This window comes from Clostridium sp. 1001283B150225_161107_B6, assembly GCF_015556325.1.
Taxonomy (GTDB): domain Bacteria; phylum Bacillota; class Clostridia; order Lachnospirales; family Lachnospiraceae; genus Enterocloster.
Map to the genome: position 1 here is coordinate 64448 of NZ_JADNMD010000015.1, position 25918 is coordinate 90365.

At 54.5% G+C, this 25918-nt stretch carries 29 protein-coding genes and 1 pseudogene; 27 read left to right on the forward strand and 3 right to left on the reverse strand.

What is annotated here, in order from left to right; genetic code table 11:
- The first annotated feature begins 5 nt into the window (after positions 1–5).
- From I2H39_RS25170 to I2H39_RS25250, 17 genes are all read left to right on the forward strand, one after another.
- Complete coding sequence (locus I2H39_RS25170; RefSeq protein WP_195627790.1) at positions 6–878, forward strand: secretion protein F; 873 nt, start codon at positions 6–8, stop codon at positions 876–878.
- A 23-nt stretch (positions 879–901) separates the two neighbouring features.
- Entirely contained in the window at positions 902–1306 is a 405-nt protein-coding gene (locus tag I2H39_RS25175; RefSeq protein WP_195627791.1) for a DUF4320 family protein, read from the forward strand.
- A 5-nt stretch (positions 1307–1311) separates the two neighbouring features.
- A complete protein-coding gene (locus I2H39_RS25180; RefSeq protein WP_195627792.1) occupies positions 1312–1878 on the forward strand; it encodes a hypothetical protein in 567 nt (188 codons plus the stop codon).
- Positions 1879–1984: 106 nt separating this feature from the next.
- A complete protein-coding gene (locus I2H39_RS25185; RefSeq protein WP_195627793.1) occupies positions 1985–2581 on the forward strand; it encodes a DUF6550 family protein in 597 nt (198 codons plus the stop codon).
- Between the two features lie 86 nt (positions 2582–2667).
- Positions 2668–4368: a hypothetical protein gene (locus I2H39_RS25190; protein WP_195627794.1), complete on the forward strand. Its 1701-nt coding sequence runs from the start codon at positions 2668–2670 to the stop codon at positions 4366–4368.
- 13 nt (positions 4369–4381) lie between these two features.
- Positions 4382–4846: a hypothetical protein gene (locus I2H39_RS25195; RefSeq protein WP_195627795.1), complete on the forward strand. Its 465-nt coding sequence runs from the start codon at positions 4382–4384 to the stop codon at positions 4844–4846.
- A gap of 96 nt (positions 4847–4942) precedes the next feature.
- Positions 4943–5278, forward strand: a complete 336-nt coding sequence (locus I2H39_RS25200) for a DUF3852 domain-containing protein (RefSeq protein ID WP_195627796.1) — start codon at positions 4943–4945, stop codon at positions 5276–5278.
- A 148-nt stretch (positions 5279–5426) separates the two neighbouring features.
- A complete protein-coding gene (locus I2H39_RS25205; protein ID WP_195627797.1) occupies positions 5427–5855 on the forward strand; it encodes a hypothetical protein in 429 nt (142 codons plus the stop codon).
- Positions 5856–5938: 83 nt separating this feature from the next.
- Positions 5939–6841 (forward strand): conjugal transfer protein TrbL family protein, encoded by a 903-nt coding sequence (locus tag I2H39_RS25210; protein ID WP_195627798.1) that lies wholly within the window; start codon positions 5939–5941, stop codon positions 6839–6841.
- 104 nt (positions 6842–6945) lie between these two features.
- On the forward strand, positions 6946–8889 hold the full coding sequence (locus I2H39_RS25215; protein ID WP_195627799.1) for a DNA cytosine methyltransferase: 1944 nt from the start codon (positions 6946–6948) through the stop codon (positions 8887–8889).
- Positions 8890–9019: 130 nt separating this feature from the next.
- On the forward strand, positions 9020–9340 hold the full coding sequence (locus tag I2H39_RS25220; RefSeq protein WP_195627800.1) for a 4-oxalocrotonate tautomerase: 321 nt from the start codon (positions 9020–9022) through the stop codon (positions 9338–9340).
- A 64-nt stretch (positions 9341–9404) separates the two neighbouring features.
- On the forward strand, positions 9405–9668 hold the full coding sequence (locus I2H39_RS25225; protein ID WP_195627801.1) for a hypothetical protein: 264 nt from the start codon (positions 9405–9407) through the stop codon (positions 9666–9668).
- On the forward strand, positions 9665–10273 hold the full coding sequence (locus I2H39_RS25230; protein ID WP_195627802.1) for a hypothetical protein: 609 nt from the start codon (positions 9665–9667) through the stop codon (positions 10271–10273). The genes I2H39_RS25225 and I2H39_RS25230 overlap by 4 nt, the downstream gene beginning before the upstream one ends.
- A 147-nt stretch (positions 10274–10420) precedes the next feature.
- Positions 10421–11197 carry a Fic family protein gene (locus tag I2H39_RS25235; protein WP_195627803.1) on the forward strand — a complete coding sequence of 259 codons (777 nt, stop codon included), beginning with the start codon at positions 10421–10423 and terminating at the stop codon, positions 11195–11197.
- Between the two features lie 151 nt (positions 11198–11348).
- Positions 11349–13112 carry a DUF87 domain-containing protein gene (locus I2H39_RS25240; RefSeq protein ID WP_227147473.1) on the forward strand — a complete coding sequence of 588 codons (1764 nt, stop codon included), beginning with the start codon at positions 11349–11351 and terminating at the stop codon, positions 13110–13112.
- A 17-nt stretch (positions 13113–13129) separates the two neighbouring features.
- Positions 13130–14176 (forward strand): amidoligase family protein, encoded by a 1047-nt coding sequence (locus tag I2H39_RS25245; RefSeq protein ID WP_195627805.1) that lies wholly within the window; start codon positions 13130–13132, stop codon positions 14174–14176.
- Between the two features lie 31 nt (positions 14177–14207).
- Positions 14208–14729, forward strand: coding sequence for a gamma-glutamylcyclotransferase family protein (locus I2H39_RS25250; protein WP_195627806.1), 522 nt, complete (start codon positions 14208–14210; stop codon positions 14727–14729).
- Positions 14730–14752: 23 nt separating this feature from the next.
- Here I2H39_RS25250 and I2H39_RS25255 read toward each other — a convergent pair whose 3' ends face one another.
- Positions 14753–15088 (reverse strand): helix-turn-helix transcriptional regulator, encoded by a 336-nt coding sequence (locus I2H39_RS25255; RefSeq protein ID WP_195627807.1) that lies wholly within the window; start codon positions 15086–15088, stop codon positions 14753–14755.
- A gap of 136 nt (positions 15089–15224) precedes the next feature.
- Here I2H39_RS25255 and I2H39_RS25260 point away from each other — a divergent pair, with 136 nt between their 5' ends.
- The 6 genes and pseudogenes from I2H39_RS25260 (at position 15225) to I2H39_RS25285 (ending at position 18730) form a co-directional block, all read left to right on the forward strand.
- Positions 15225–15773, forward strand: coding sequence for an SLOG family protein (locus tag I2H39_RS25260; RefSeq protein ID WP_195627808.1), 549 nt, complete (start codon positions 15225–15227; stop codon positions 15771–15773).
- A gap of 648 nt (positions 15774–16421) precedes the next feature.
- Positions 16422–16844: pseudogene (locus tag I2H39_RS29705) on the forward strand (C40 family peptidase); the annotation flags it as partial.
- Positions 16845–16917: 73 nt separating this feature from the next.
- Complete coding sequence (locus I2H39_RS25270) at positions 16918–17193, forward strand: hypothetical protein (RefSeq protein WP_195627810.1); 276 nt, start codon at positions 16918–16920, stop codon at positions 17191–17193.
- Between the two features lie 87 nt (positions 17194–17280).
- Complete coding sequence (locus I2H39_RS25275; RefSeq protein ID WP_195627811.1) at positions 17281–17544, forward strand: DUF6103 family protein; 264 nt, start codon at positions 17281–17283, stop codon at positions 17542–17544.
- A gap of 400 nt (positions 17545–17944) precedes the next feature.
- Positions 17945–18358: a ribbon-helix-helix protein, CopG family gene (locus I2H39_RS25280; protein ID WP_195627812.1), complete on the forward strand. Its 414-nt coding sequence runs from the start codon at positions 17945–17947 to the stop codon at positions 18356–18358.
- A gap of 84 nt (positions 18359–18442) precedes the next feature.
- The gene (locus I2H39_RS25285) at positions 18443–18730 is read left to right on the forward strand and encodes a hypothetical protein (RefSeq protein ID WP_195627813.1); all 288 of its coding nucleotides are present in this window, start codon (positions 18443–18445) and stop codon (positions 18728–18730) included.
- Between the two features lie 61 nt (positions 18731–18791).
- Here the strand turns inward: I2H39_RS25285 and I2H39_RS25290 are convergent, their stop codons facing one another.
- On the reverse strand, positions 18792–19352 hold the full coding sequence (locus tag I2H39_RS25290; protein WP_195627814.1) for a flavin reductase: 561 nt from the start codon (positions 19350–19352) through the stop codon (positions 18792–18794).
- 104 nt (positions 19353–19456) lie between these two features.
- On the opposite strand from I2H39_RS25290, the gene mobP3 reads away from it, so the two are divergent.
- From mobP3 to I2H39_RS25310, 4 genes are read left to right on the forward strand one after another with little or no spacing between them, the layout of a single operon-like run.
- Positions 19457–22327 carry a MobP3 family relaxase gene (gene mobP3 / locus I2H39_RS25295; RefSeq protein WP_195627815.1) on the forward strand — a complete coding sequence of 957 codons (2871 nt, stop codon included), beginning with the start codon at positions 19457–19459 and terminating at the stop codon, positions 22325–22327.
- Between the two features lie 14 nt (positions 22328–22341).
- Positions 22342–23280 (forward strand): DUF3991 and toprim domain-containing protein, encoded by a 939-nt coding sequence (locus I2H39_RS25300; RefSeq protein ID WP_195627816.1) that lies wholly within the window; start codon positions 22342–22344, stop codon positions 23278–23280.
- Between the two features lie 13 nt (positions 23281–23293).
- Entirely contained in the window at positions 23294–25111 is a 1818-nt protein-coding gene (locus I2H39_RS25305) for a VirD4-like conjugal transfer protein, CD1115 family (RefSeq protein WP_195627817.1), read from the forward strand.
- Between the two features lie 14 nt (positions 25112–25125).
- Positions 25126–25386: a helix-turn-helix domain-containing protein gene (locus tag I2H39_RS25310; protein WP_195627818.1), complete on the forward strand. Its 261-nt coding sequence runs from the start codon at positions 25126–25128 to the stop codon at positions 25384–25386.
- Between the two features lie 152 nt (positions 25387–25538).
- Here I2H39_RS25310 and I2H39_RS29360 read toward each other — a convergent pair whose 3' ends face one another.
- Positions 25539–25865: a helix-turn-helix transcriptional regulator gene (locus tag I2H39_RS29360; RefSeq protein WP_195627819.1), complete on the reverse strand. Its 327-nt coding sequence runs from the start codon at positions 25863–25865 to the stop codon at positions 25539–25541.
- Between the last annotated feature and the right edge of the window lie 53 nt (positions 25866–25918).

A 25918-nucleotide genomic window follows, 5' to 3' on the forward strand; every position in this document is an offset into this window, starting at 1 on the left:
GCGCCATGACGGGACTATTGTTTTTATTTGGGCTGTTTCTGGCAAGCGGCCTGTTCTTTTTGGCTGCCTCCTTCCTGAAACTTCCTACCATCGGTGCAGCCAAAGCCATGCTTGGAACGGTCAGACAGGACAAAAAGAGTACCAAAACCATCGAAACCTATCTGATGACCGTGTCGGTGCGGCTGGCCAAGTATATCCACATGGACGAATACAAGCGCAGCAGAGTCAACAATGTGTTGCAGGCCAGCGGCATGAATCTAACCCCGGAGGTCTATCAGGCATACGCCTTTGTCAAAGCCGGAGCTATTCTTCTGGGCGTTATTCCTTGTGTGTTTCTATTGCCGCTATTGTCGCCGGTTGTTGTCATTCTGGCTGTACTCATGTACTTCAAGGAGAGCCAGAAAGCCGATGAGCGTCTGAAAGCAAAGAGAGATGAAATTGAGGGTGAGCTGTCTCGTCTGGTTGCAACCATCGAACAGGAACTGAAAGCCAGCCGCAATGTCATCGGGATGCTGGAACGGTTTAAGGGAAACGCTGGCCCGGCTTTGACAGGCGAACTGGATGTGCTTCTGGCCGATATGCGTTCCTCCAACTATGAGGCGGCGCTTACACGTTTTGAAGCAAGGCTCAATTCCCCCATGCTGTCCGATGCGGTGCGCGGCCTGATTGGTGTGCTGCGCGGCGATGACAGTGCGGTATATTTTCAGATGCTGGCGCACGATTTCAAGCAGTTGGAGCTGCAGCGACTGAAAGCCAAGGCACAGAAAATCCCGCCGAAGATTCGGGTATTCTCGTTTGCCATGCTGATGTGTTTTCTGATTACCTACCTGGCAATCATCTGCTATGTGGCAGTGACCAGCCTGGGCGGGATGTTTTAATGGGGGGGGGGGGTGGCCATGTGATGAAACGGATCGGACAGGTCCTAAAAGAAAAACGGGCGGAAGGATACGTGGACATCGTGGTGCTGGTGCTGTGCGCGGTGCTGGTACTGGCGCTGGCTGTCAGGGTGCTTCCGGTGTTCATTGCCAAACAGCAGCTCGATACCTTTGCCACGGAGCTGATGCGGGAAGCGGAGATATCCGGGCGGATTGATACGGAGACGGACCGACGCGCCGCCATCCTCCAGGAGAAAACCGGTTTGACTCCGGATATTTCGTGGTCGGCAGACGGCAGGGTCCAGCTGAATGAGAAAATGACGGTCACCCTGACCCTGCGCCGGGAAATCGGGCTGTTTGGCGGATTTGGCTCCTTTCCGGTCACCCTGCGGGCGCAGTCGGTGGGAAAATCGGAGGTTTATTGGAAGTGAGGTGGATGCCTTTGGCGAAAAAGATAAGATGGCTGTTAAAGGACAGGCAGGGAGCGTCGTTCCCTTTCATGATTGCCGTCACGCTGTCGCTGGTCATCATTTTCTGCGGTGTCAGCGAGTATTTCCGGCTCCAGGTTATTGCGGCTGGGGTAAAGGAAGCGGTGGAGGATGCCGTCATCTCCGCCGTGAACGATAACTACGCCGGGGTCTACCATGGTGTGCGGGAGGGATATTCCGGGGGTTATATGCCGGACGGAGAGGAAGGATGGGAAATGGCGGTCAGTGAGGGAGATATCTATGCATATCTGGACAGCGTCATCGGCACGGAACCTGCCGGCGGCAGGCGCGTCAAGTATGCAGGGGATTCCGGCCGTGTGGTGGAATATGTGGTGGATGGTCTGGACGTGACGATCCGCAATGCGCCGCTGGCTCCCTCCGACCCGCAGAATGCCCAGCGTTTCGAGGCAGACGCGGTAATTCGGCTGGAGGCGCCGGTGCGGTTTGGCGGCAGGCTTCTTCCCTCCATGCACATCACCTTAAAGGTGCAGGCCGGATATATCGAGGTGTTTTGAGAAACTTAGGGAAGAAACAGGGAAATCGCTGGACTTTGGGAAATTTATATAGTATGTTGTGAGCAAAACCAGGCGGAAGCTCCCACCCAACAAGGAGGAATGCAATATGAAAATGACAGAGAAAACAAAGAAAATGCTTGCAATCGGCTGTGGCGCGGTCATCTGCATCGGGCTGGTGGCAGCCATCAGTATGCAGTTTGGAAATCCCCCTGCCGGCGAGGATACGCTCCCGCGGGAAAGTTCCACGGCCAACGAAGCCGTGATTGCTCCAAGCAGGAATATAGAAGAAACCGAACAATCAGATAAGGAAGAATCACTGGTCATCCAGCCGGATACGGAGCCAGCAGGCAGTACGGAACCGAGCCAGCCTGTGGACAGCCGCCCGGCCCAGACGGATCAGACAGAGCAGGCAATCCAGCCGGAAGTTACAAAACCGGAGGAGCCGGAGCAAGCGGCCAGAACAGATCCGGCACAGAAACCGGATGGGACGAAAGTAGAAACTCCGCCGGAACCGGTGGCGCATGAAGAAGTGGTAAAACCACAGGAAACGGAAGCTGCTGCAGGACAGCCACAGGGTGGAGAAACGAGGGACGGTCAGGTGTATCTGCCGGGGTTTGGCTGGGTGCCAATTACCGGAACAACGGAAATTTTTGCGGAAGATATGTATGAGAATGGAAATAAGATTGGAGATATGGGAAATTAGATGAAGCATGATAAAGAAAAAATGAAAGCTGCAGAGTTGGCATGGTCTTTGGACTGTGCCTTTTCTTTTGGGGAAGGAGGCAGTGTTTGAAGCGGATAGGAATTCTTCTGGCGGCGATACTCTTGCTGTGTGGAGCGCTGTGTCAAACGGCGTATGCTATTGGCGAGGGGAATGTGGACAATGGCGGCGGCAGCATGGGAGAGGGAACCAGCTCCAACTTTTGGTCTGCCGGTAATGAGGGAGTAAGGGTAACTGTGGTTCGGGCTTCGGATCATACGCCAGTAACTGCGCCCATCGACCTGACCAATAAAAATCCAGCTATTCAAGTACATTTTGTTAAAACGTGCAAGCTGGAATATAGCAGTGGGGCGGGATTAACGCCATCTGCCTCAGACTATATTTTTGTGAGACCGACGCAGGCGCTGCCCAAGATCCTAAGCTCCAAAAGCCTGGGAATGGCAAGCATTGCGGAGATCAAAAGCTATTTTACAGACGAGCAGGTGGTGCGCAGTATCGCAAATATAACCGGCGTGGAGTTTGAGGTACTGGTAAATGGGGAATACCGGCTTTTGCTGGAACCGGTCATTTATGTGACCTTTCAGGATACCAGGCTTGCCATGACGGCCACGGAGGCAGCCCTGTATGACGAGGTAACAGGCGGTGCGGTCCGCGCGCGGCTCCCAACCGTCGCGTTCCAGAACCTGCCCCTTTCCATGTTTCTGGAGGTGGCGGATTTAGGCTATCCGGTATGGAACGGACCCACCTCCGGCGTCCGCTCCAATCATGAGGTAAAGACAGCCCTGGGGCTTGGGGTGGTGCGGTTTCATGAAGCGCCGCCGGAAGAACCGGAGGTCAGCGTCTATGATTATGAATACCGCGCCAATACAGAGGTCATCACGGCAGTCCGCGTCAGCGGCGGCCAGAGCGACCCGGATCATCCCGTATCCGTGACCTTTAATGTCAATGGACGCAGCTATCGGGTAAATCATGTCTATTACCCGGAAGGCGACAGCCAGCTTGCGTGGATCCGCTGGACAACGCCGGATACGCCGCAGGAGATGACCATCACAGTCCGTGTCCGCGGAGGAGGTTCGGCGGAGAAGGGAACCATTCGGGTCAACATCGTGGATCTGGATGAAAATCCGCCGCCTGACCCTAACGCAGATGACCGTAACTATGGATTTGTCCGACCGTCCGTACCCGGCAATGCACAGGTTACTTCCGCAAGCTGGGGTGTGTGGCGTCCCTGGTGGTATGCCTACTGGGTATGGCACAGTGGAGATGACGACGATGATGGCTACTGGTGCGACCATGGCTGGTGGGAGTTCGACTTTGACCGTTACTCCGCCAGCCTCAGCGGCTCCATGACCATCACGCCAGATGAGAAATCCCCCACAGCCAGCGGAAAGACGCTGAAGTCCGGTTATGGAATTGCGGAAAAGGTTACCACCCATGTCAGCACTAACCAAAGCTCTGCCGTAACGGCAGCGCAGAATGCAGTCACCTACTTTCCGGAATTTCAGTATCAGGGCTTCTGGCGGCTGCTGGAACGAATGGGCGGAGGTTATGACATGACCCACGAATTTAAACAGAACCGTTACAGCACCTACAACCGGCGCACCCACTTCACGCCCATCTGGTATCCGGACGGCAGCTACACCCCCTATACCTGGCTCATCGACTGCTGGACGCCTGCGGGGATGCTTTCCATGAACCTTACCGATTCGGTAACAATCAGCGGGAACCTGTGGAGCGACTGGCATATCGCGCCGCAGAAACCGGAGTAAGGAGGGATTCCCAATGGCTTATGAACGAATTGCAAGGCCGCAAGGGCCACTGTACCATTACACTGCCCGCAGCCATCTGGACGGCATCCTGCAGGACGGGAGAATCCGCCGCATGGGCGATACGGAATGCTGGTTCTGCACGTCGCTTGCGGATACACTCACGCTGATGCAAAGCACCGTAATGATGGAGGGGAAACCTTATTACGGGCTGGGCGGCGTTCTGAAACATTATCCTGCCTTTGTGCCGGAGGATTATGTGATTCTCAAACTGGAACCCCGCTACCAGAGCGGAGAATGGGTACGCTGGAATCAGGAACTGCCTGCCGATGCACCGCCAGAGCTGTTGGAGGCCGGGAGAAGGTTCAGTAACCTGAAGGCCGGATACCGGGGCGATCTGAAGTTCCGGGAACATCCGGAAATCATCGAGGTGGCTCCGCTGCTGTTGGAGCAGAAGCACCGGCAGAACCTCACTATGTAACAATTCAACATCAGAAAAAGAACAAGGACTGCAAGGCCGTGATACCGGTTTTGTGGCCTTTTCTTTTTCCAACCTCAAAACGAAGGGAGAAACCAAATGAAAATGAAACGGATTGCCATGCTTTTCTGTGCGTCTGCACTGACCGCCTGCCTGCTCTGTGTTCCGGCCTATGCCGCCTCCGGCGATGTGGCAGGGGCGATTGAGGGAACGTGGACGACGGCATCCCAGCAGATTAAGACGGTGGTGGACAATGTGGTGTTCCCCGCCATTGACCTGATCCTCGCCGTGTTTTTCTTCGCCAAGCTGGGTACGGCGTATTTTGACTACCGCAAGCACGGGCAGTTTGAGTGGGCAGCTCCCGCCATCCTGTTCGCCTGCCTGGTGTTCACCCTGACTGCCCCGCTCTATGTGTGGCAGATCCTTGGGATGTAAGGGAGGAAACGCAATGGGATGCTTGCGGCGGACGGTTCCAGACTGGAGCTGTTTTCTAAAACGGAGCCGGAAGCAGATTTATCCCGTAAGCAAATGGAAGAAAACACAGGGATGCATATGGGGTAAAAGGACGGAAGGAGAAAATACAATGACTTTTTTTGAACAGGAGCTTCACAAACTTTTTGACCGGAACGAGGTGCTATCGGATGTCCGCATTGTGGGCAACACCTGCTACGGCAGGCTGACCGACAGCATCCGGGTAAAAGCGAGTTTCCAGACCGGCATGATTGCAAATCAGTATGACCGCCTGAAGGTAACCCTCCTCAACCGGAACGAGGGGACAATCGACAGCCTGGTGGTGCGTTTCAAGGATTTATGGGGCATAAAAGCCACCGACAATCCAAACTTCCGGGAGGGCGTCAGCCCCCATATCTGGGATGGATACGGGAAAGCATGCTGGTATGTGTATCAGCCACGCAAGGCGGATTACCAGAGGCTCGCCGAGGCGGTGGACACCTACCTGTCGGTATTTCAGGAGCCTGCGCAGGAGCGGCAGATGGGGCAGAAGATGGGCTGACTGTGTTTCTTTTGCAGGATTTACAACTGTGATGCGTATTTTTCCGCCTCCATTACTACTCAGAGAGGGAGTGAGCGTAAAGCGTGTTTATATGGGATTTCGTCGCCGAAACCGTACTGGGGCAGATCATCGACTGGATCTATGGCCAGATTGTAGGGTTCCTCGGCGACTTTTTTATGCAGATGGGCAATATGGGCGCCGACCTGTTCGAGATGAGCTGGGTGCAGTCCATCGTGCTGTTTTTTTCTTATCTGGCCTGGGCGCTGTATGCCACCGGGCTGGTGGTGTCCGCCTTTGAATGCGGCATCGAATACCAGACCGGACGGGGCAGCATCAGGGAAAGCGCCTTAAACGCCATCAAAGGGTTTATGGCGGTCAGCCTGTTTACTGTGGTCCCGGTGGAGCTTTATAAGCTCTGCGTTTCCCTGCAGGGCAGCTTTACCGCCGGCATCACCGGTTTAGGCGAGGACTTCGGGACGGTGGCCTCCGGCATTATTACCTCGCTGCAGGATGCCGGGACATGGGAGCAGGCAGCGGCCGCCGGGGCGTTTGGAGGGCTGACCAGCATTACAAGCCCCATCCTGATGATTTTTATTCTGATCCTCATGGGCTATGCCATCATCAAGGTGTTTTTCGCCAACCTGAAACGGGGCGGCATCCTGCTGATCCAGATTGCGGTGGGCAGTTTGTATATGTTCAGCGTCCCCCGTGGATATCTGGACGGCTTTATCAGTTGGTGCAAGCAGGTCATTGGCCTGTGCCTGACCACTTTTTTACAGGCGACCATCCTGATTGCCGGGCTGATGGTGGTCAAGGACCATGCCCTGCTGGGGCTTGGCCTGATGCTGTCCGCCGGGGAAATCCCCCGTATTGCCGGACAGTTCGGTCTGGACACCGGCACCCGTGCCAACGTGATGGGAGCCGTGTATGCGGCGCAGGGAGCGGTCAACCTGACCAGAACCATTGTACAGGCAGTCGCAAAATAAGAAAGAGGCGGTGATTAAATGAGAAGCAGTAAACGGGAGAATACAGTATCCTCCTGCGCCGGGGATGCAGAGATGTCAGAATCGCGGCAGGGCATGGTGATGCGATGCTGACGGTGGGCAGCCTGTTCGACGGGATTGGAGGCTTCCCGCTGGCGGCAGTCCATAATGGGGTCACGCCCCTGTGGGCAAGCGAGATTGAACCGTTTCCCATAGCGGTGACCAAAATCAGGTTCCCTGATATGCGCCATGTGGGGGACATCACAAAACTGGACGGCGGGAAACTGCCCCCTGTGGATGTGATCTGCGGCGGCTCGCCCTGCCAGGATTTATCCGTGGCCGGGAAACGTCAGGGGCTTGCGGGAGAACGCTCCGGCCTGTTCATGGAACAGGTAAGAATCGTAAAAGAAATGAGGGATGCGGATGAGCGGAGAAATGTACCAGCTCACCTTGTTCGACCTCGATACATGGTGTGGGAAAACGTCCCTGGAGCATTCTCCTCGGCAGACGGCGAGGATTTCCGGGCGGTCCTCGAAGAAATTGTCCGCGTTAAGGATGGCTCCTGTCATGTTCCTCGACCTGACTCCGGGCGCTGGGAATCTGCTGGGGGAATCGTTCTGGGAGATGAGTTCAGCCTGGCTTGGAGAGTCATCGACGCTCAATACTGGGGAGTCGCCCAGCGCCGCCGTCGTATCTTCCTTGTCGCAGATTTTGGAGGACTCACCGCGCCTGAAATACTATTTAAGCAGGACAGCCTGTTTGGGAATCCTGCGGAGGTCGGAAAAGAGGGGCAAGGAACTGCCGCCCCAGCTCAGGGAGGCGCTGATGCTGCAGGCGGGAATCATGACATAACAGCAGAAAAAGAAACAAGGGATATCTTTGCATTTCATATCAACCAGAGGGAGGAAACCATTGACCTGGGCGGCGTTTCCGGCGCATTGCTGGCAACCCGCAATATGCAGATGCAGACGTTTATTACAGAGAAGGAAGCAAAACCGCTGCTGTGCCTGAATGATCAGGGCGGCAGCGTGATGGCATGTTCTGATGATGTGTCAGGGACGCTCCGGGCGCAGGGGCATGGGCATCAGCCGTTGGTGTTCGACAACCATGGGCAGGATGCCAGGTTTTCAGGACCAGTCAGGGCATCGCAAACCGTGTCCGCCGGTTTTGGGATGGGCGGCAACAATCAGCCCCTGGTGCTTGCCACCCAGCAGGGCGGCGCAGAACTTGGGGTCGGGGTCTGCCCTGCGATCACGGCATCTGCGGGGATGAGCGGCAACAATCAGCCCGTCCTGTTTGAAAACCACGGGATTGACGCCCGCTACACCGGCCCCCACCCGGTCGCGCCGACGATGTCCGCCCGGTACGGCACTGGCGGAAACAATGTGCCGCTGGTTGGAAAGGCCGTTGCCTTTAGCCTGGACTCCAAGGAATCTAACAGCATGAAATCCGCCAATCCGTATTCGGGATGCCGGGAAACAGAGGTTGCCAGGACAATCGACACGGCCAACCCGGATCCCAGCAAGAATCAGGGAGGGATTGCTATCCTGCAGGAGAGCTTCTGTATTGCGGGAAATATTATTGACCGCCAGCCGGAAAACGGCGGCAACGGGTGCGGTTATCAGACAGACATTGCGTACACGCTGACGGGCATGGACCGCCATGCCGTGTTTTCCCGCCAGAGAAGCGATGAATTTCTGGAAAATGAAGTATCCGCGACTCAGAGCGCCAGGCAGCACAAAGACGCCACGGACTTAATCAGCCAGCCCTACCAGCAGGTCGTCGGAGCGCTGTGCATGGATGACGGCAAGGGGATCAATAATCAGCATGTGGGGCAGGATAAATGCATCGTGGAAAACCGGAACCTGATCCGCCGCCTGACTCCGCTGGAATGTGAGCGGCTCCAGGGATTGCCCGATGGCTGGACAGACATCCCCGGCGCATCGGACAGCGCCCGCTATAAGGCGCTGGGCAACAGCGTGGCAATCCCATGCGTGGACTTCGTCCTGCGTGGCATTGCTTATTTTTTACGCAAAATCAGGGGGGAATAGCCTGATTTTTCTATAACATTGGTACATCTGCTTTACCTTGGCAGAAATCCTTGTTGGGTATCGTCATAGCTTTTTCCTGCCGGTGCCGATATACTTGGCTTGTAAAAAATCAGCGAAAGGAGTATGCCGCGTGGAAAAACGAAAAAATCTCTGTGCCATGATTCCGGAATCCCTGCATATGCAGGTACGGACAGAGCAGGAAAGACTGGAGCTGACACTGCCGCAGTATGTGGAAATGGTACTGAAGGAACATTTTGAGATGGGAGGAAAGGCGATGGATGGAAAGACAAGGACACTGGCGTTCCAGGTATCGGAGGAACTGTTCGGACGGCTCAAGGAGCATCTGAAAAAACAGGGTCTGAGCCAGAAAGATTTTGTGGTCAGCCTGATTGAACAGGCGCTGGCAGAAGCGGAAACGGCTCATGCCGGAAAGGAAGATGAGCAGAAATAACCGGTTATCATGAAACCGCCGAGGCGCTGGAAGTCCGGCGGTTTCTCTTTGGAGGTGAGCATTTGTGTATATTTACCCTGACAATTTAAAGTCCAAAGCTACCCTGTGGCTCTGGCAGCTCAAGGATATCGGCATCATCGGCGTGTGTGGGGTGATTTCGATTCTGGCACTGACGCAGGCGGGATTCCTCCCGCCCATTGTCCTGACGGCGCTGTTTGCCTTTCTGACAATCCGCTTTGAGGACACCAGCATTCTGGACTTTATCAAATATGCCTGCGGGTTCTTTTTCACCCGCCAGCAGTTCTACGAATGGAGGATGACGCGATGAGCAAAAAAGCGGAAAAAAATAAAGCAGAAAAGAACAAGGCCCGTGAGAAAGCCTCCACCCGCCAGCTCATCGGGGCGAGGGCGGTGACAGAATACAGCCTCGTCACCCACGGACAGGGGGAACTGGTGTATTTTATCGTCAAGCCCTCCAACATCTCGGTACTGTCCGAGGCCAGCGTGGGGGCAAGGATCTATGCCCTGATGACGGTGCTGAAGGGTGTGGCGGAAATCGAGATGCTGTGCTTAAACAGCCGGGAGAGCTTCGAGGACAACAAGCGGTTTTTGCGCTCCCGCATGGATAAGGAGGATAACCCGGTGGTGCGAAAGCTCCTTGAAAAAGACCAGACCCACCTTGACCGGATACAGGTGCAGATGGCGACCGCCCGCGAATTCCTGATTCTCATCCGCCTGAAGGACGAAAAGGAGTCTGAGGTGTTCCCCTACCTTTCCCGTATCGAAAAGTCCCTCAAGGAACAGGGATTTTCCGTAAAACGGGCCGACCGGGAGGATATCAAGCGCATTCTGGCTGTGTATTATGAGCAGAATGTGACCACGGAGAAGTTTGAGGACTTCGATGGGGAGCGGTGGATCATCTCGGAGGATTAATGGGAAGATTAACGATTAACGGAATGGATATCCTGCCGCTGAAAGCCCTACTTTTTTTCGCTCCGATGTGGTATAATGTGAACACTTGGCGAGGTGCTTTCGAGCCATGGTATACTTTAAGAAGCAAATCGAGAGGATGGTGACGCTGTGGATGTGTTAGAGAAGGTGGACTGCTTTCAAACGGAAATCAACGCTTTACGCCCGCTGCAGGGCGAAATGCTGGAACAGATAAAGGACTATTACCGGATTGGGCTGACGTGGACGTCCAACGCGCTGGAGGGGAACTCCCTGACGGAGAGTGAGACAAAGGTGCTTTTGGAGGACGGCCTGACTGTGGGCGGGAGGCCGCTGCGGGATATGCTGGAGGCGGTGGATCACGCGAGAGCCTACGATTTCATGTTCTCCCTGCTGGGGAGCCGCCGCATTGATGAGCTGGCGGTTCTGGGCATGCACGAGCTGTTCTACCGGAACATCGAGCCGGAGTATGCGGGGCGGTACCGGGATATGAAAGTGATCATTACCGGCTCCCACTATCCGACCACGGCTCCGGAGAAATTGGAGCGTGAAATGAACCGCCTGTTTGAATGGGCGGCGCAGGAGCGAGACAAACTCCATCCGGTGGAATTTGCCGCCGAGCTTCATAAGCGTTTCGTGTTTATCCATCCCTTCAAAGACGGCAACGGCAGGGTGGCCCGCCTGCTGATGAACCTGGCGCTGATACAGGACGGCTACCTTCCGGCTGTGATTCCGCCGGTTCTGCGCATGGATTACATCTCCCTGCTGGAACGGGCGCACCGGGACAGCCATGATTTTATAGAGTTTATCGCGGAGCGGGAACTGGAATCCCAAAAGGAAATCCTGCGCCTGTTTCAAATCCCGTTTCCCAAGCCGGGACAGGGACCGGCCGGCATGGAATTAAAATAAAACAGAAAAAAGAAAACGGCAATGCGTCGGATGCAGAAATGTGTCCGGCGCTTTCTTTCTGCCAAAAATCAAAGGAGGTTACCCATTGAAGCGAACAAAAATCGCCGCACAGGCGCCAGTGGAGGATGTGCGTATTCAGGAGTTTCTGGATATGATTGCACCCTCCGTGATTAAATTTGAAACCGACCACTTCATCTGCGGCAACACCTACCGCTGTGTGTGGGCACTCAGAGAGTACCCGACCGCCACCGATGAGCAGGCCATCCTGTCCCACCTGGGCGAAAAGGACGGCGTCACCCTGCGGATCTATACCCGCCATGTGACCCCGGTGGAGGAACGGAAAATCATCAGCAATGCCGCCAACAAAAACCGTATGGACCGGAGCAATACCAATGACCTGCAGCAGACGGTGCTGGCGGAGAGCAACCTGCAGGACGTGACCACCATTGTGGCACAGATGCACCGGAACCGGGAGCCGTTGCTCCATGCGGCGGTCTATCTGGAGCTGTGCGCCCACGACATCGACCAGTTAAAACTGTTACAGACCGAGGTGCTGACCGAGCTGATCCGCTCCAAGTTAAATGTGGACCGTCTCATGCTCCGCCAGCAGCAGGGCTTCCAGTGCGTGATGCCCACGGGCTGGAACCTGTTCCGGGATCAGTTCGAGCGTGTCCTGCCTGCCAGCAGCGTGGCGAACCTGTACCCCTTCAACTACTCCGGCAAGACCGACCCGCAGGGCTTTTACATCGGGCGGGATAAGTTTGGCAGCAACGTGCTGGTGGATTTTAACCGCCGCGCTGATGACAAGACCAACGCCAACATCCTGATCCTTGGCAACAGCGGGCAGGGCAAGAGCTACCTGCTCAAGCTCCTGCTGACCAACCTGCGGGAATCCGGCATGAAGGTGTGCGCCCTCGACCCGGAAATGGAATACGAAGATCTGACCAATAACCTTGGCGGCTGTTTTATTGACCTGATGAGCGGAGAATATCTCATCAACCCGCTGGAACCGAAAACGTGGGACGACAGCGGCGGCCCGGAGGATCTGGATGCGCCCCAGACCTTCCGCATCCGTTCCCGGCTCTCCCAGCACATCAGCTTTCTGAAAGATTTTTTCCGTACCTATAAGGACTTTACCGACCGGGAAATCGACGTGATTGAGATCATGCTCCAGAAGCTGTATGCCAAGTGGGGACTCCATGACCAGTGTGACTTTGAACGTCTGGGACCGGAGGATTACCCCATTCTGTCCGACCTTTACGCCTTTATCGAAGTGGAGTATAAGGGCTTTGACGGGAGCAGGCGGCAGCTCTACACCGCCGAAATGCTCCAGAGCATCCTGCTGGGCTTAAACTCCATGTGTGTGGGCGCGGAGAGCAAGTTCTTCAACGGGCATACCAATATCACGGATTCCAGCTTCGTGACATTCGGTGTAAAGGGATTGCTGCAGGCCAGCAGGAGCTTAAAGAACGCCCTGCTGTTCAACGTGCTTTCTTTCATGTCGGATGAGCTTTTGACCGGGGGGAACACCGTTGCCAGCCTGGATGAATTTTACCTGTTCCTTTCCAATCTGACGGCTGTGGAGTATGTACGCAACTTCATGAAGCGTGTCCGTAAGAAGGACTCGGCGGTCATTATCGCCAGCCAGAACCTGGAGGATTTCAACCTGGACGGCGTCCGGGAGTACACAAAGCCCCTGTTCTCCATCCCCACCCACCAGTTTCTGTTCAATGCGGGCAGCATCGACGCCAGGTTTTATACGGACACCCTGCAGCTGGAGGACAGCGAATACAACCTGATCCGTTACCCCCAGCGGGGCGTGTGCCTCTACAAATGCGGCAATGAGCGGTACAACCTGATGGTGAACGCCCCGGAGCATAAGGCGAGGCTGTTCGGGAAAGCAGGCGGGCGTTAAGCGGGAGGTGAATGCACATGGACATGAAAGAACAGCGGTTCGGCATCGAGATTGAGATGACCGGTATCACCCGTGAGAAGGCCGCCCAGGTGTGCGCCGCCTATTTTGGTACCTCGTCGCAGTACATCGGCTCTGGGTATAGCGCCTATGCGGCATTGGACAATTGGGGGCGGCAGTGGAAGTTTATGAGTGACGCCAGCATCGATGCCCAACGGAAGGACGGAGGTGAAAGAGTGCCTGCCAGCGCAGAATACCGGACCGAGATGGTCAGCCCAATCTGCCGGTATGAGGACATCATTCCCATCCAGGAGATGATCCGCAAACTAAAGGAGAATGGAGCCATCACCAATGGGAGCTGCGGCATCCATGTGCATATTGACGCGTCTCCGTTCGATGCCCGGACACTTCGTAACATCACCAATATCATGGCTTCCAAAGAGGACTTGATTTATAAGGCCCTTGGCGTTTCCGTTGCCCGCCAGCATCGCTGGTGCCAGCCCGTGGAACAGCGTTTCCTGGAAGAACTCAACAGACGCAGGCCCCGCTCCATGCAGGACGTGGAACGGATCTGGTATGACGGCGACAGCCGCAGGCACACCCATTATGATGACAGCCGCTACCACTGCCTGAATCTGCACAGCGTGTTTCAGAAAGGCACGGTGGAGTTCCGCCTGTTCAATGGGACGCTCCACGCCGGGAAAATCAAGGCGTATATCCAGTTCTGTCTGGCCATTGGGGCGCAGGCATTGAACCAGAGCTGTGCCAGCCGGAGGAAAACCCAGACCACCAATGAGAAGTATACCTTCCGCACCTGGCTGCTGCGGCTGGGACTGAACGGCGATGAATTCGCCACCGCCCGCCAGCACCTGCTGGCCAATCTTCCCGGCTGTATCGCATGGCGTGACCCGGCGCAGGCCGAGGCGCAGAAAGAACGGTTAAGGCAGAAAAAAGAAAAGGAGCAGCGGGAGCGGGCCATGGAAGCCGCGCCGCAGGAACCCATCATAGAACTGGCAGAGCAGGCCGGAGTTTCAGAAGAAGCCCCGGCTTTTGTGATGCGGATGTAACCCTGCATTATGCATGAGGAAGGAGAACAAGATGAGCAGAAAACCAACGCTGTATATCGCCTATGGCAGCAACCTGAACCTGCCGCAGATGGCAGTCCGCTGCCCCACCGCGGAGGTGGCGGGAAAGAGTGAACTGAAGGATTATGAGCTGCTGTTCCGGGGAGGACGCCGGGGCGCGGTGGCTACGGTGGAGCCCAGGGAGGGCGGCTCCGTGCCCGTGCTGTTATGGAAAATCCATCCGGCAGACGAGGCTTCGCTCGACCGCTATGAGGGGTACCCCCGCCTTTATGAGAAGCAGATGATGGAGGTGGAGCTGGACGGTCAGAGGGTGTCGGCCATGGTCTATGTCATGACGCCCGGCCATGAGTTCGGTATCCCCTCGGACTATTACGCCGATGTGATTTTACAGGGCTATGAGTCGGCAGGCTTTGATACGGATATCTTATCCGATGCCATCGACCGCGCCTATGAGCTTGCGCTCTCGCAGGCGCAGCACGGCGGGGACGGCCAGCAGACGCTGTTTGGCCTGGGCGGCTGGATGCATCAAAAATAAAACCGCATCGTTCCGGATGCGGCCTACTTGTTGGACAGTCGTATGGATTTTGTGTAAGCTGCCAATAAATCTTCCACCAGGGGAAGATACTTCGGGTCAAGCCCGGAAAGCAGTTCGGCGGCTTTGAAAAAATCAAATGTGGATTGGCTTCCGAACAGAATATAATCTGCGGAAAGCCCCAGCGTCCTACAGAGCTTTATGAGCGTGGAAGCGGAAAACCCTTTGACGCCCAGTTCCACATCAGCAAGAAACGATGGGGACATCTCCGCCTGCTCCGCCACATACTCCCGGCTGTAACCAAGAGCCTCCCGTTTTTCACGGATACGCTGCCCAATGGCAGAATCAAAGTCTTTTTTCATGTTCTCACCGCCTTTGTCCTCAATAAAGATAGTTTAACCCACTCTATTGAAGTTAAACATCAGCAAATGAGTTGAACAAATTACCTCTAAAGAGTATAATTAGCACCAGCAAAAGAGGCAAAGGAGGACTCGAAAAATGGATATCAGCAAGACCTGTTGTTTTACCGGACACCGCCCCCAGCGGCTGACCTTTCAATTTGACGAGCAGCACCCGGATTGTGTGCGGCTGAAAGAACGGCTCCGGCAGGAAATCCTGTGGCTGGCGACGGAAAAGGGCTTTGTCAACTTTATTACGGGCATGGCTCTTGGCATTGACCAAATCTGTGCAGAGCTGGTGCTGGAACTGAAGAAAACCCAGCCGCAGGTGACGCTGGAGTGTGCCATTCCCTATGAAGAACAGGCAGCGAACTGGACGATTCCCCAGAGAGAGCGGTACTTTGACATCATTGCCGCCAGCGATAAGGAGAACCAGCTTCAGGGCGTATACACCAGGGACTGCATGGGCAAACGGAACCGCTATATGGTGGAGAACAGCGGCTATGTGCTGGCAGTCTGGGACGGAGCCGCCCGCAGCAGCGCAGGCCGGACCGTCCGCTATGCTGAGGAATTGGGCAGATATATCACGGTCATTCACCCGAAAACACTGGAGATTACCAGAGATAATTTAACAGACAGGGCAAAGTGATAAGCCTCCCGGACGGGGGCTTACCAGCCCTGTGTCCGAAAGGAGGAATCGCCTATGGCATCGCCTGGTGCTGTGCTGGCGGCGAAAGCCGCCCTTTTCCTGGCATCGGATAAGCGTACATGGACAGCCATCGCCTCGGTGGCGGCCGCCGTGCTGACCCCGTTTATTTTAATCATCGTGGTCATGTTAAGCGCCTTATCCGGTACGGCCAGCCACAACAATGCCGCTGTGGATCTTGCATTCCACGGCGGCTATTTATCTTCCCAGCTCCCCGCTGATTACCGAATGTACATTGAAAAGATGCGGGAGAGCTTTACCACTCTGGACGCCGCCCTGTCAGAAATCAACGGCATGGCGGAGGATGGGACGGTGGACGCCTATGAGGTAAAAGCTATTTTTTACTCTCTGTTCTTCGGCGCGGACCAGTCCGGAATGAACGGCGGGGACCATCGCCGGTTCGCCGACTGCTTCGTTACCTATGAGGAACGGGAGGACGGGGACGGCGAACCCTACACTGTGGCCGTCCCCATCGCGGACATGGAAACGGTGTACGAAAACCTGGCCGCAGAACTGGGAATGGCCATTACCCCGGAGAATAGGTCCAATGCCAGCCGCATCTATGTGCTGGCAAAATGCGGGCAGGTTTCGCCGGAGCATGGGCTGCCGCCCGGAGCGGCCATGGGCGATGGCAGCTATGCCGCGCTGATTGCGGAAGCAGAAAAATACCTTGGATACCCCTATGTGTGGGGCGGTTCCACGCCGCAGACCTCCTTTGACTGCTCCGGGTTTGTGTGTTGGGTCTATACCCGGTCCGGTGTTTACAACCTGCCCCGCGCCACTGCCATGGGCATCTACAACCAGTGCGCCATCGTTCCAAGGGACGAAGCCCGGCCGGGGGATTTGATTTTCTTTACTAAGACCTACGCCAGCTCCGGACCGGTAAGCCACGTTGGAATCTATACTGGCGGGAATCAAATGATTCACTGCGGTTCCCCAATCCAGTACGCGGACATCGACAGCAACTACTGGCGGCAGCATTTTTTCGCCATAGGAAGGCTTCCTGCTGATTGATTTTTAGTACATTGTGGTATCGACTTGCGGCCGCTTGTGTAGTATGTTCGGTGGTGGAAAGGAGGTGGAAGCGATGGAAGGACTGGATGAGATGGCAAGGGAACTTCTGGCTGAGCGCATTCGGAATATCCGGGAACGGTTTGCCAGAGGACAGGGGCAGGACTGGCTGGATAGAACGAAGAAGAATGTGGAGCGGATGGATGAAATCCTGCGTTCCCTGCCGGAAGAAGAACGGGACTGGCTGGACAATCACCTGACAGATGGCATGGTGGCGGCAGAAGATGAGTGCGCCGCCCTCTATCTGGAAGGTCTGAAAGATGGCGTTAAGCTGTTTAAGCAGCTTTCGTAGAAAGACAAACCAGCGGCAGACCGCCAGAGGATTGGCGGCTGTTGCTGTTCCCATAAAAATATAGATGCAGATAAGGAGGATTCTCTCATGAAAAACACAACGCTGACCCTCTCGTTCAATACGGAAAAGCTGGATGCCCTGACCTTCCATATGGGGAAACGGGACGCTAATCTGCAGGAGGAATTGAACGAAACGGTTCAAAAGCTCTATGAGAAATATGTGCCGCAGGCCACCCGTGAGTACATCGATGATAAGGTTTCCCGCGACGGAGCCGCCAGAGAACGCCCCCGCCGTCCGGCCAGACCGGCTGCCCGTTTCGTGGAGAGTACAGCACAGGAAGGCGGCGTATAAGTCATGCGGCGGGACGAAAACCGCCCGTTCCCCCGTGTCCGCCCCTGTGAGGCTTTGTGTGGGCTTTTCCGGGGCAGGGCGGCATCCGTGTACCCCTGCGGCGGGTTTTGCCAGCGTTGGGGCAGTGTGGCCGCATCTTCCGGAAAAGAGCCGGGAAAGCCTGTAACGGCTGGTTTCCAGAGAGAAATGGCAGGGTCGAAACGTGTGCAGGTTAAAGGGCGGGTGGCTTTGAAAAGCCCCCTCGCCCGGAAAACACCGTCCGGCAAAGCCGGTCGGGAATACCTCCTACCACCCGGAAATATCTGTTTCTCCAAAACGGGTGGCTTGTCACCGGGAAACAGCCGGTACAGGGAGAGAAAACAGGTGGCTTGACAAAATACCATCAGGAAGGGGGCGACTTATGAGCGGAAATGCCGACAAGACCAAATTTTCCATCCGGGTCAATACGGAGCTTCTGGAGCTTGCGGATGTCTATATCCGGGATTCCACCGTGCAGAACCGCACCGAACTGATTGAAGATGCGCTGCGATTTTATCTTGGTTTCCTCACTTCGCAGAAAGCGGAGGATTACCTTTTGCAATCCCTCTCCTCCGTGATGACGGGAACCGTGCAGGACAGTGAGAACCGGATTGCCCGGATGGAATTTAAAATTGCTGTGGAGCTGAGTAAGCTGTCACAGGTGATCGCCTACACACATGATGTTGACGAGGAAGCTCTGCGGAAGTTACACTTAAAATGTCTGGAGGAAGTCAGACGCATCAACGGAGCGGTCGATTTTGAAAGTGCATACAAATATCAAAAACGCGAAACCTAAAAAGTGAGAAATGATTTGTTGGGTTTGGATATGGACTGTCACACCGCATTCGTTTATGGTGTGTGAAAAAAAGGAGTATTCTCAATGGACAAGAATGAAATTTTTGAAATGGTCATCACCGAGATGACAGAACGTGCCGTGATGGAGTACAGAAAAGGCTGTGATGAAGAAGAAAGCCAAAGGTACAGGGAACTGGGTGAACTGTCCCTGCAGCGCCAGAAGATACTCGATAAACTTTCACCGGAGGATCGTCAGGCACTGGAGAATTATCATGTGAAGAACAGCCTGATTGCCGACCACGAGTGCAGGCATCTCTATGTGCAGGGCGCAAAGGACTGTGTGGAACTGCTGAAAAAGCTGGGCGCACTGTAACGGCATAGAAAAAACAAGGCTCCTGAACTTTTCATGGCTCAGGGGCCTTGCTGCGTTTTGCCTATTTCAGTTTCATACCGTCCTTGAATGCGTTGCCAACCTTTTCGCCCAGCTTCAGGTAAGTGTTATTAACCGGGTCGAAAGTGATCGGCTCCAGTTTATCCGGATCGATTTTCCCGTTTGCGTTTAGTATGCGTTCATCCGCGCTGACGTTGACGATCTCACCTACCAGACGGCAGGACTCTTCGTCATAGCTGATTAGTCTGCATTCCAGCACCATCGGCAGCTCGTCAATCAGCGGCGCGTCCACGAATTCGGATTTTGTGGTGTGGAAACCTGCTTTCGCCAGCTTGTCAGGCACATCGTTGGCCGATACGATTCCAACATAATCACATTCCACCACATGGGCGGCGTCGGCCATACTTACCGTGAACGCCTGACGTGCCAGAATGTTCTTTACCGTTTTATGTCCGGCGCTTAAGCACATGGAGATCTCGGTGCTTTCGCTGATGCCGCCCCATGCGGCATTCATGGCGTCGGCGGTACCGTTCTCGTCATAGGAGGCGATGATCAGTACCGGCTGCGGATAGGTATAAGGCTTTGCTCCAAAATTTTTTCTCAAGATAACTGCCTCCTTATTATTTTCATTATGAACTGCACAGGTTTATTTTATCACCGGAACAGGAAAACAGCAATACTCTTAACAGCACGGAAAGGAATCCTGTCATGCCCAAAATCATATTTACTTCCCGGTATCTGCGGGATGCGCCGCCCGCCCAGCTTGAAAATTACGTCCGTTACATCGGAACCCGCGAGGGTGTGGAAAAGGCGGATGAGAGTAAGCTCCTCCTCCCAGCTACAGGAAATCAGAAAAATTTGATCCGCCAGATTGTCCGCGATATTCCGGCAGCAAAAGAAATGCTGGAGTACGCGGATTTTCTTTTACACCCCACCATAGGAAATGCCTCGGAACTGATCTCCTGTGCGCTGGAGCAGAACCTCGACCTTGTAGCCAAGCGGGAAAACTATGTGGACTACATTGCAAACCGTCCACGCGTGGAGCGTGTCGGCGAGCATGGTCTGTTCACGGACGCGGGTCAGCCTGTGGTGCTGGCGAAGGTACAGAATGAGGTAATCAACCACAAAGGCCCGGTCTGGACACACGTTGTATCCCTGCGGCGGGAGGACGCGGCAAGACTCGGTTATGACAGTGCCGAACAGTGGATGGCTCTGCTGCGATCCAAGCGGGCAATGCTCTGCAAACATATGAAAATCGACAGCGCCAGCCTGCGGTGGTATGCAGCGTTCCATAATGAGGGACACCATCCCCATGTGCATCTTATGGTCTACTCGGCGAAGGACAACGATGGGTATCTCACCGAAAAATCCATCGAAGCCATGCGTTCAGAACTGGCGCACGATATTTTCCGTCAGGATTTTGCACACATCTATGAAAAACAGAATCAGGCCCGCTCGGAATTAAAAACAGGAGCCGCCGAAGTGATGCGGGAACTGATGGATGAGCTGCGATCCGGTGTCCTGGTCAGCCCGGAGATAGAGCAAATGATGGTGCGATTGTCAGAACGCCTGCAGAATACGGGCGGCAAAAAAGTGTACGGGTACCTCAAACGGGATGTGAAGAACCTGATTGATGAGATTGTAGATGAACTGGCAAAGGACAATCGGGTGGATGCGCTGTATCAGGTATGGGGAAACTGGCAGAAGGAAATCCTGCAGATTTACCAGAAGAATGCACCTCCCCTGCCGCCGCTGTCCAGTCAGCCACAATTTAAAAGTATCAAAAACATGGTGATTGCCGAAGCACTGAAGCTGGGCGGTCACCATTTTACATTTGAGGATGAAACGATGCCGGAACCACTGGGGGATGAGAGACTGGAGCAGGAAGCAGCATCGGAAACAGAACCCGAATTTCAGGAAGAAGCAGTGCCAGAGCGACAGGAAGATGGATATACAGGAAGAAGAAATGGCAGAGGCTCCGGACAAAAGTGGTGGAATAACAGGTACAAGGAAGCCGGAAAAAATTTCTATGGCGGCGAAAATCAAGAACCAAACTTCGCGGAAGCCTTCCGCCTGTTTTTGTTGGAAGCGGAATCCGGAAATGCGTTTGCCATGCATGACCTCGGCAGAATGTTCAAAGACGGTCTTGGCCGAGAGATTGATCTGGATGCGGCGCAGAAATGGTATGCGAATGCACTGGAGGCATTTCTGAATGAAGAACAGGTTGCGGAAGAAAAGCAGCGATCCTATCTGCAATACCGTATCGGGAAAATGTTCGCTGCCGGTCTTGGCACGGAGCAGGACTATGGGAAAGCCGCTCTGTGGTTTAGAAAGGCAGTTGATGTGAACCACAAGTACGCGCAATACTCATTGGCAGGATTATATTATCGCGGTCAGGGCGTGGAACAGAACTATGAGCAGGCGCTCCATCTCTACGAGTGTTCCGCCAATCAGGGCAACCCATATGCAGATTATGAACTGGCCAAGATGTACCGGGACGGAATTGGTACAGAGAAAAGCACAGAAAAGTTAGATATACATTTCATACAGGCGTTTCACGGTTTTTTGCAGTTGGAGATGAGAAGCCATGATGACAAGCTGCAATACCGCCTCGGCCAGATGTTTCACACCGGAACCGGTACAGATCAAGACGATGCCGCTGCGGCAGATTATTGGGGGCGTTCCGCTAAACTGGGGAATGTCAACGCACAGTATGCCCTCGGCAGGCTGTGGCTGGAAAATGGCAGCGGCGATCCGGAACAGGCTGTGGCGTGGATTACAAAAGCAGCCGAGGGCGGCAATGCGGCGGCGCAATATGCACTGGGCAAGCTCTACCGTGACGGAGAATATGTACAGAGGGATATCGCAAAGGCGGTGGAGCTGTTCACGCAATCAGCAGAACAAAAAAATGAATACGCAGCCTACCAGCTCGGCAGGCTTTATCTGGCTGGAGAGGATATTCCAAAGGATGTGACCGCTGCCGTGAAATGGCTGTCATTTTCCTCTGACCTTGGAAACCAGTATGCCAAATATGCTCTCGCCAAACTCTATCTGGCTGGGGAGGATGTACCGCAGGATATTGCAGGGGTCGTGGAGCTGTTCACACAGGCAGCAAACCAGAAGAACGAGTATGCAGAATATCAGCTCGGTAAACTGTATCTGACCGGAGAGCATCTGCCAAAGGATGTGGATATCGCCATCCGATGGCTTACCGAATCAGCGGATCAGAATAACCAGTATGCCCAGTATATTCTTGGCAAGCTCTATCTCTGCGGTCACGATGTTCCCCGTGACAGGGAAAAAGCAGTGCTGTTCCTGCAGGCGTCCGCCGCGCAGGGAAATATTTATGCCCAGTTTTTTCTCGATCATCTGGATTCGTTCCGCGACCCTTCCGCTTTCCTTGCGGCGACCCGTCTGCTGCACCGGCTGGAGAACCTGTTCCGGGAGGACTACCGGAAAGCCACAGGCGGCAGCCCGTTCCACATCGACCGGAAACGTCGCCGGAAGCTGGCAGAGAAAAAACAGGCGCAGGGACACAAACGGGATGACCGGGAACCCATACAGCAACAGACTTATTGACAGGAGGTGTTTTCATGTCTGGATATGTTTATTTTACAGACGATCAGAAACAGCGGGCCAATGCCGTGGATCTGGAAGATTTTCTTGTGCGGCAGGGAGAAAAGCTGCTCCGCTCCGGCAGAGAGAAGCGGCTGGCCAGCGACCACAGCATCACGGTAAGGGGAAATGAGTGGTACGATCATGCCAGTGAGAAAGGCGGTCTTGCCATTGACTTTGTGCAGATGTTCTACGGCAGGAGCTTCCCGGATGCCGTGACGATGTTGTTGAACGGCGAACAGGGACAGGCATATCGCCCCAGTGAGCAGCGCAGGCCGGAGCCGCCGAAACCATTCGCGCTGCCAGAGGCGAATCGGGATATGCGCCGGGTGTTTGCATACCTGACCAAAACGCGCTGCCTTGACCGGGATGTGGTTTCAGTGTTTACCAGAGCAAAGCTGATCTATGAGGATGCACAGTATCACAACGCCGTGTTCGTGGGCATTGATTCAAACGGTGTTGCCCGCCACGCGCATAAGCGGGGAACGTACACCCAGGGAGAACCGTTCAAGGGAAATGTGGACGGCTGCGATCCCCGGTACAGCTTTCACTTCACTGGAAAGAGTGATACGGTCTATGTGTTTGAAGCACCCATTGATCTGCTGTCATTTATCTCTCTGTACCAGAGGGACTGGCAGCAACACAGCTATGTATCTCTCTGTGGTGTGTCGGAACGCGCTCTGCTTCAACTCTTAGTTGATAATCCGCAGGTACAGAAGATTGGCCTTTGTCTTGATAACGACAAGGCAGGCATTCAGGCAAGAGAACGAATCAAAGGAATTTTGACAGAGCGGGGATACGGAAACGTGTTCTCGCTCTTTTCGCAGCAAAAGGACTGGAACGAGGATTTGCAGGTACGGCAGGGGCAGATGGTCGTGCCTGAGAAAGAACCGCATCGGACAATGCAAATGGTCTGAAGGGAGGGAGAAAATGCAGACACATCAAATCGTTTTATTGATATGCGTCGGTCTTGGGATGTTCGCCGTCATCGGCGGGCTTTCCCTGCTGGCACATTACTACACCCTAAACGGGATCAAGTCCAAGACCGTGGGCGACGGTCAGCATGGCACAGCGCGGTTCGCCACTGAGAAAGAAATCAAAGATACCTACGCTGCAGTTCCCTACGAACCGGAACGCTGGCGGCGGGGCGAAGCACTGCCAAGAGAGCAGGGGCTGGTGGTCGGCTGCAAGAAGCATGGCATGGCAGTCATCGCACTGGTGGACAGCGGTGATATCCACTGCCTGATGATTGGCGCGGCGGGTGTCGGCAAGACCGCCAACTTTTTATATCCCAACATCGAGTATGCCTGTGCCTCCGGCATGAGCTGGCTCTGCACCGACACCAAGGGCGACCTGTTCCGCAACTACGCCGGAATTGCCAAAGACTGCTACGGCTATAAAATTTCCGTGCTGGATCTGCGAAACCCCACCCGTTCCGATGGGGATAACATTCTGACTCTGGTCAACAAATATATGGATGAGTATCTGGCACACCCGGAGAATCTGACCGCCAAGGCAAAAGCGGAAAAGTATGCGAAGATCACCGCCAAAACTATCATCTGCTCTGACGGAGCCGAGGCCAGCAGCTATGGACAAAATGCATTTTTCTACGATGCCGCCGAGGGTCTGCTGGCTTCGGTCATCCTGCTGATTGCGGAATATTGTCCTCCGGAGAAACGGCACATTATTTCCGTATTCAAGCTGATCCAAGACCTGCTGGCTCCTTCGCCAGTGAAGAATCGCAGCCTGTTCCAGCTTCTGATGGATAAGCTGCCGCCCACCCACAAGGCCAAATGGTTTGCCGGTGCGGCGCTGAACTCCGCCGATCAGGCGATGGCTTCTGTTCTTTCCACCGCCATGTCCCGATTGAATGCGTTCTTGGATTCTGAGATGGAGCAGATCCTGTGTTTCGACAGCGCACTGGATACAGAAACCTTCTGTACCAGCAAGTCGGCCATCTTCATTGTGCTGCCAGAAGAAGATAACACCAAATATTTCATGGTATCCCTGTTCCTGCAGCAGCTCTATCGGGAGATGTTGACCATCGCCGATGAGCATGGAGGGAAGCTGCCGAACCGCGTCATGGTGTTTGCGGATGAAATCGGAACGATACCGAAAATTGAGTCGATGGAGATGATGTTCTCCGCCGGACGTTCCCGCCGGATCAGTATGGTGCCGATTATCCAAAGTTTTGCACAGCTTCAGAAGAACTATGGAAAAGAAGGTTCCAGCATCATCATTGACAACTGTCAGGATATTCTGTTCGGCGGTTTTGCACCCAACTCGGAAAGTGCTGACATTCTCTCCAAGGCCCTGGGCAACCGGACAGTGATGAGCGGCTCCATTTCCAGAGGAAAGAACGATCCCAGCCAGAGCCTGCAGATGATGAGCCGGCCGCTGATGACGCCGGACGAATTGAAAACACTGCCAAAGGGCCACTTCATTCTAGCAAAAACAGGATGCTGCCCGATGCAGACAAGGTTGCCGCTGTTTCTGAAATGGGGCATTACGTTTGGCGGCGCCTACGAGGTGGAAGAACAGGCCGCAAGATCGGTGGCTTATGCCGACCGCTTCGAGCTGGAACAGGAAATCATGCGCCGCAGGGATGATTGTGACGAGAATGAAGTGGACGAACCGCCGCTCCCGCCAGAATCTGTTTCTAAATCCGGAGGACAGTTCCATGCACCTGCAACAGGACAGAAAGAACATCGCGCCCTGCCACGCAGGATGCCTCTCCGGACAGATTAGGGGGGTGTGTGCCTATGGGATACTTTTCCGCGATCTACGCTGAGGATCTGCCGCACCGGGCTAAGACTGTGTATATGTATCTGAAAGACCACTGTAATAAGGATGGACAGTGCTATCCGTCCATCGGAACGATTGCGAGAGAGCTGCAGCTTTCCCGCAGAACGGTGGAGCGTGCCATTGCGGATTTAATACAGGCAGGTCTGCTGGAGAAGGAGCAGCGTTGGCGCGAGAACGGCGGCAGAAGCAGTCTGCTCTACACACTGAAGAAAGTATAGCCTTAATACGCAAATACGCCGCCAAGGGGCAAGTCTGCCCTTTGGGTGGCGTATGGAATGCGTCAATGTGGCGTATGCAGGGAAGGGATCACTTGAAGAAATCTTTAACAGCAGAAAAAGAAAAAGGAACCACCCGCAAGGGGCAGTTCCCATTATTCTGTTTCCAACATCTGCTTGGCGCTGGCCAGCAGCACCTTTCTGTCCCTGATGGTCAGCAAACGGATGCAGCGGATCAGTTGTTCTGTTTCTCCGTTGTCCATTTCACGGTCTGGGTAGGCGACAGTATCCGCCGAGATTCCCAGCGCCCGGACCAACCGAATCAGTGTGTCTATGCTGACGCTCCGCTCCTCGTTTTCAATTGCCTGTATGTAGCGGGCTGTTTTTCCTACTTGTTCCGCAAGCTCCTCCTGCGTCATGTTCCCCGCAAGCCGAGCCTCTTTGAATATAGACCCCATATAGGATAAATCAAGTTTTTCCACTGGCTGTTCACCTCCAACACCATTGTACAGTTCGGGAGTTGAAAGAGGAACGT